At 43.9% G+C, this 6,560-nt stretch carries 1 protein-coding gene; it reads left to right on the top strand.

Annotation, left to right across the window (positions count from 1 at the left end; translation table 11 throughout):
• The first annotated feature begins 18 nt into the window (after positions 1-18).
• A complete protein-coding gene (locus ACW689_RS16955; RefSeq protein WP_476293182.1) occupies positions 19-6,510 on the top strand; it encodes an amino acid adenylation domain-containing protein in 6,492 nt (2,163 codons plus the stop codon).
• The last annotated feature ends 50 nt before the right edge of the window (positions 6,511-6,560 follow it).

Below are 6,560 nucleotides of genomic sequence, written 5' to 3'. Positions count from 1 at the left end.
GGAACAGAGAAAAAGATCATGCTAGTACAGAAGTTAATTGAGCTGAAACAACAGGGTATTCACATTGCGTTAAATGGCGATAAGCTCAAGGTTAAAGCAACAAGCAGAACCCTTAATGAAGACGAAAAAAGTTTTATAGGGGGCAATAAGGAAGAGATCGTAGCGTTATTAGCGGAACAGCTCAAAATCGAGTCTAATTTTCAATTAGGAGTGCTGAGCGATACGCAAAGGCGTCTGTGTTTTATTAAAGATTTCGATGCAACCAATACCAGTTACCATATTCCGGTTTCAATTGAGCTTAAAGGCGCTGTGTGTGCAAATTTAATTGAGCAAACGTTGCAAGAAGTCATTCAAAGACATCAAATTCTAAGAACTATTTACTTCAAGGATGAAGACGAAGTTTATTATCAGGCAGTTCAATCTGACTTCAACTTCGCGCTTACACAATGTATGTATGACAGAGATGTTGACCAGGTCAGCTCATTTGAGAAGCAGTCATTTGATCTGAAAACAGATCTCATGCTGCGAGCTCAGCTTATAAAGGTGAGTGAGCAACACAGCATACTGACAATTGTTATGCATCACATTGCTGCAGATGGTTGGTCATTAGGTGTTTTATTTGAGGAATTTAGCCGCATTTATGGTGCAAAAGTGACCGCACAGCCAGCGGCACTTGAACCGCTAAATATTCAATACTTGGATTATGCACAGTGGCAGCAAACACATCTGCAGGGCGAACAGTTCGAAGCCAGTATGGATTATTGGCGCACTCAATTGGCGAGCTTGCCGCAATTGCATAGCTTACCGTTAGATCACGTGCGTCCAGCGCAGCAAAGTTTCATTGGCAAAACATACAACTCAAGTGTGCCCGCTCAAGCCGTTCATGAATTAAAGCAAATGTGTCAGCGTCATGGAGCAACCTTGTTTATGGGCGTTAATGCTGTGCTTGCCGCTTTATTGTTCCGATACAGTGGTGAGGCGGATGTTGTTGTAGGTACACCTGTAGCAAATCGTGATCGTAATGAATTTGCTTCATTGATTGGCTTTTTCTCAAATACCTTAGTGTTAAGAACCCAAGTAGAGGGGGAGCTGGGTTTTAAGGATTTGTTAGCGCAAAGTAAGGATAATTTGCAAGCGGCGTATCGACATCAAGCGATGCCTTTTGAGCGTTTAGTGGAAATTTTGCAACCAGAACGTAACACAAGTTATTCGCCACTGTTTCAAATTATGCTTTCGATGCATAACCAAGACTCTGGCCCCATCACTTTAGCGGGTTTAGAAGTCAGTCCATATCAAAATGATTATGAAGTTGCCAAGTTCGACATCAGTTTAAATGTTGTGGAAGAAGGTGAGGAGTTACAGCTGCATTGGGTCTATAACAAGGACTTGTTTAATGAGCAGACGATGGTGCGCTTGAGTGATGCCTTCAACCGACTATTGCACGAAATGGTGATGCAGCCAGATACCGCAGTGGAAAAAATTGTACTCAACAATGAGCCTGTGAAAGCACAGCTAGAAGCTGCGTCAAATGTCACTTTGCATGACTTATTTGTACGTCAAGTGGCACTCACACCTGAGGCAGTTGCTGTTGTGCATGATGATCAAAGTTTAACATTCGAACAGCTTGATCTACGTGCGCAACAACTTGCACAGCGATTGCATCAGCAAGGCGTTAAAGCGGGAGATTTTATCGGTATTTGTTTACCCAGAACACTTGAAATGTCTGTCGCAGCTTGGGCTGTACTGAAGGTGGGAGGCGTATTTGTACCAATGGATCCGGAGCATCCACTGAGCCGACTTCAGTATCAGATCACAGATGCCAATATAAAACACTTGATAGCCACACAAGGTGTCAGAGACACCTTGGAAAGTTCAATTGAAAATGTCATTGCACTTGACGATCCACACACTATACGTTTGTTGGCGGAAATGAGTTGTGACGCAACTTTTAGTCACGTTTCGGCAGATAGCAGTGCGTATGTAATTTATACCTCGGGTACGACAGGCACCCCAAAAGGAGTGCTTGTATCCCATCGTGCAATTTGCCATTTCCATAGAGGCTTTCAAGCACAATTAGCATCGCTTGGCATTGATAAACTCAATAGCTGGTTATGGATGGCGTCTTTTACTTTTGACGCATCACTTAAAGGGTTATTAGCACAGTGCTTAGGTGCCAAAGTGGTTGTGTTAGATAAGGAGACCTTGGTGGAACCAAGTAAGTTGGTTGCACAGGCTGTTCAGCATGAAATTCAAATCATTAATACGACGCCGAGTTTACTTGAAGAAATACTCCCGCAGCTCGAGCAACTGGCGCACTCTCGTATGTCAATTATTACTGGAGGAGAGGCACTGTCTCAGTCACTTTGCTCACGTATAGCTGATTATTGTGAGCAAAGAGGCACACGTGCCATCAATGCATACGGTCCGACTGAGACAACCATTAACGCCACCTATGGTGTGATAGGAAAGAACAAACCGCTAACGATAGGTTCGGCACTTCCAGGGTATTGGGCTGGCATATTGGATAAAGCAGGCAATCCATTACCGAATGGCTTCCCTGGTGAATTATGTATCGCGGGACCTGCTCTGGCAGATGGCTATTTGGGCAAACCTGAATTGACTGAAGCCGTTTTTCAAAGCTACCCCTGTTTTATGGATGGGCAAGTTAAGGTTTATAGAACGGGTGATAAAGTACGTTGTTTAGCTGATGGGCAGTTTGAATATCTTGGCCGTTTGGATGAACAGGTCAAAATCCGTGGTATCAGAATGGAGTTGGGTGAGATCACATCGAATTTGTCGAAGCTGCCAACAGTGAAAAGTGCGCATGTTGTCGTTGTTGATAAACAACGAGAGAAGTATCTTGCGGCCTATGTGCAGCTTGTAGACAACGCCGATACAACATCGTTTGAACTACAGGCGCAACTTAAGGCCTTTTTACCTGCTTACATGATCCCAAACCAATATATGTTTGTGGAACACTTTCCAGTCACAACCAGTGGCAAGATAGACCTAAAGCAACTGCCAAAATTTGAGCTTCAGCAAGGCGAGTATGTAGAACCTAAGACAGAGATTGAGAAAACACTGAGCAAAATTTGGCAGCAAATTTTGAAAAAAGAACGTGTTGGCACGTCAGATAATTTCTTTGATTTAGGGGGGCACTCTCTGACTGTGGCTAAAGTTGTTGCCGCAATTCGTCGTGAACTTGAAGTTGATATAGAGATAAAGGCGCTATTTGACAATCAGGATATAGCGTCCCTTGCAAAGTTAATAGCTGCAATGGATAAAGCGCAGGTTGTCGCACCCATGCAACCAGTTGATGAAAATACTCGAGTTGAGCTCTCTTTTGCTCAACAAAGGTTGTGGTTTATTGACCAATTGGATGGCTCCAAGGAGCAGTACAATATGGCTTATTGTCTCAAGTTAACCGGGCCATTAAACATTGTAGCATTGGAAAAATCCATCGCTCAGATTATGCAACGACATCAGATCTTACGAACTAGCATCACGGCGGATGAGCATGCCGTGCCATATCTAGCGCTTAAAAGTGTTCCTGAGCAGGTGCTGCCTATTGAAGATTTGTCTGCGATTACAGCAGACATGCAGACTGATGAACTACAGCAGAAAGTGCACAGTGAAGCGACTCAAGCTTTTGATCTCAGTAATGATCCCATGCTTCGTGCTCGTTTGTTTAAACTTGACGTACAAACACACTTTTTATCTTTAACCATGCATCATATTGCATCAGATGGTTGGTCTATCGGTGTATTAGCGAATGAACTGAGTACATGTTATCAAGCCTTTTGTGTGGGGGCTGAGCCACAATTACCGCAGCTAGCATTGCAATATCGAGATTACGCACATTGGCAGCGACAAACATTAGGTGCAGGTAAGATCCAGGCTCAACTAGATTACTGGACGGATAAACTAGACGGTTTACCTGAAGTACATGGATTGAATTTAGACTTTCCTCGCGCAGCAAGACAAACATTTGTAGGGGCAAGTTGTACTAAACGTTTGCCCGCTGAGCTAAGTCAGCGATTAAAGCAATACTGCAAACAGCATGGTGCCACGTTATTCATGGGGTTACATAGTACCTTAGCTGTGTTACTAGCCCGCTATAGTGGTGAAAACGATATCGTCATTGGTACGCCTATTGCTAATCGTGACCAACACGAATTAGCCAATTTAATAGGCTTTTTTGTAAATACACTCGTATTACGCGCAGACTTGAGTGACGGTCCGAATTTTGATGAGTTAATCGCTCAGTCTAGAAAAACGGCTTTGGATGCCTTTGATAATCAGCAAGTACCATTTGATTGGTTAGTCGAACGTTTAAAACCAGAGCGTAGTCTCAGCCATTCCCCATTATTCCAAGTGATGCTGTCATTACAGAATAACGATACGACAGAACTCGATTTATCAGGATTAAGTGTGCAAAGCTATGGGGCTGATAAAGAAATCGCTAAGTTTGATTTAACCGTTAATGTCGCAGAAAAAGGCGATGAATTGGAGCTGCACTGGTTATACAACCGAGATCTTTTCGAAGCAAGCTCCATATCTGGCATGGCAGATCATTTTAATGTGTTGTTGGATAGTCTGCTCTCTAATCCACAACAAAGCGTGATCCAGGCTCCTTTGATAACACAGCAGGACCAGTTAGCACTGGTGCATGCTCAAGAGCAAGGTGTCGTCGAGCGAGGGCCATGGCGAGCATGGCACACAAGATTTGAATATCTGGCCTCTACCCACCCGGATAACCATGCACTCGTCTATGAAGAGTGTAAGTTAACTTATGCACAGCTAAATGATAAAGCGAACAAGCTAGCTCATTACCTTAAAGAGAAAGGCTGCACGAGAGGCCAGTTAGTTGGAGTTTGTTTAGGCCGTTCGTTAGACATGGTCATTGCCATGTTGGCTATCTTGAAGGCGGGAGGGGCCTATGTGCCGCTAGACCCCAACTACCCAGTGCAGCGATTGGAACTCATGATAGAGGATAGTCATCTTGAACTGATTGTGACGAGCTCTGAATTTTTTGACAAATGTGGTAGTGCTGGTGGTGTGCAAATATGTGTCGATGATGTAAGCACTGCATCGGCGATTGCGCAGCAACCGGCGTGTAATCTTGAAGATGTGACATCAACAATGTGTGAATCGGATCCTGCGTATGTGATTTACACTTCGGGTTCAACTGGTCGCCCTAAAGGCGCCCTGATCATGCACAGCAATTTGGTGCATTTAGAGCATATTGTCAAAGATATGTGTGGAGACCTGTTTGCGCTAGGTAATCACGTTGGCTGGAATGCTTCGTTTAGCTTCGACGCCTCAGTGATGATGTTTGCTCAACTTGCATATGGAGTGACTTTGCATATTCTGCCTGAGGAGTTGCGAACTGATCCTGATAGTCTCTTAAATTACATTGAAAAACACAACCTCATGCTACTTGACGCTACACCTCGTCAGCTTGAGTCAATTATGCACGTGACGCCAGCTGACTTTGTGTTACCTAACCTGATTATTGGTGGCGAAGAAATAGGTGCACACCAGTGGCAACAGCTGATAGACCGCGTTGTGTCAAAGGAGCGTAGTGCGTTCAATATTTACGGCCCTACGGAATGCACTGTGTTCGCTACTTATGCATCGATTCAACCTAAGACGCGTTCGAGCATCGGTAAACCAGTATCAAATGTACAATGTTATGTACTTGATAGTAATAAAAATTTATTGCCTCATGGTGTGCCGGGAGAGCTATTCATTGGTGGTGAAGGCGTCTGTGCTGGTTATCTAAACCGTGCACAGCTGAACGAAGAAAAGTTCGTCACTATCACGCTGGGTGGGTCAACTAAGCGACTATATGCTACGGGTGACAAGGTTAGAATGTCAGAGAGTGGCGATTTGGACTTTCTAGGTCGTATTGACCAACAAGTTAAGATCAGAGGCTTTAGGATTGAACCTGGTGAAATCGAACAGTGTTTGCTTACACATCCAAATGTTGCTGCTACGGCGGTCGTAGCTAACTCGTTTGGTGGTGACCTTAAACTGGTCGCATTTGTTGTTAAAGAATATGAGCAAAGTAATTTGGCTGATGAGCTAAAGCAAATGCTGAGTCAAACATTACCCAGCCACTTTGTACCTTCTAGCATCGAGCTACTTGAAGCCTTACCAATGACACCAAATAGGAAAGTGGACCGTCAGGCACTCGCCGCGCATAAGTTAACCTATGAATCGGACGTGCAGCAATGTGCTGCGAAAAATGAGTTGGAAAATAGCCTACTAAAAATTTGGCAACAACTGATAGGTCATCAGGAAATAAGCGTGTTGTCGGATTTCTTCGATATTGGTGGACACTCTCTACTTATTACGCGATTAGCAAACGCAATTCGTACCGAGTTTGATATTAAGTTGTCAATTTCTGAACTATTTGAGAGTCGAACCATACGCCTTCAAGCTGAGCTATTGCAACAACAATTAGACAGTTACGAAGCTGAGGAATTTGAGGAGCTAGTGCTTTAAAGCATTGCCAAGCATACCTTGGGTGGCATGGTTCAAGCTGTGCGCCCAAA

The organism is Pseudoalteromonas sp. ABE4_541, from assembly GCF_056312285.1.
This window is presented reverse-complemented; position numbering and strand designations above follow the sequence as displayed.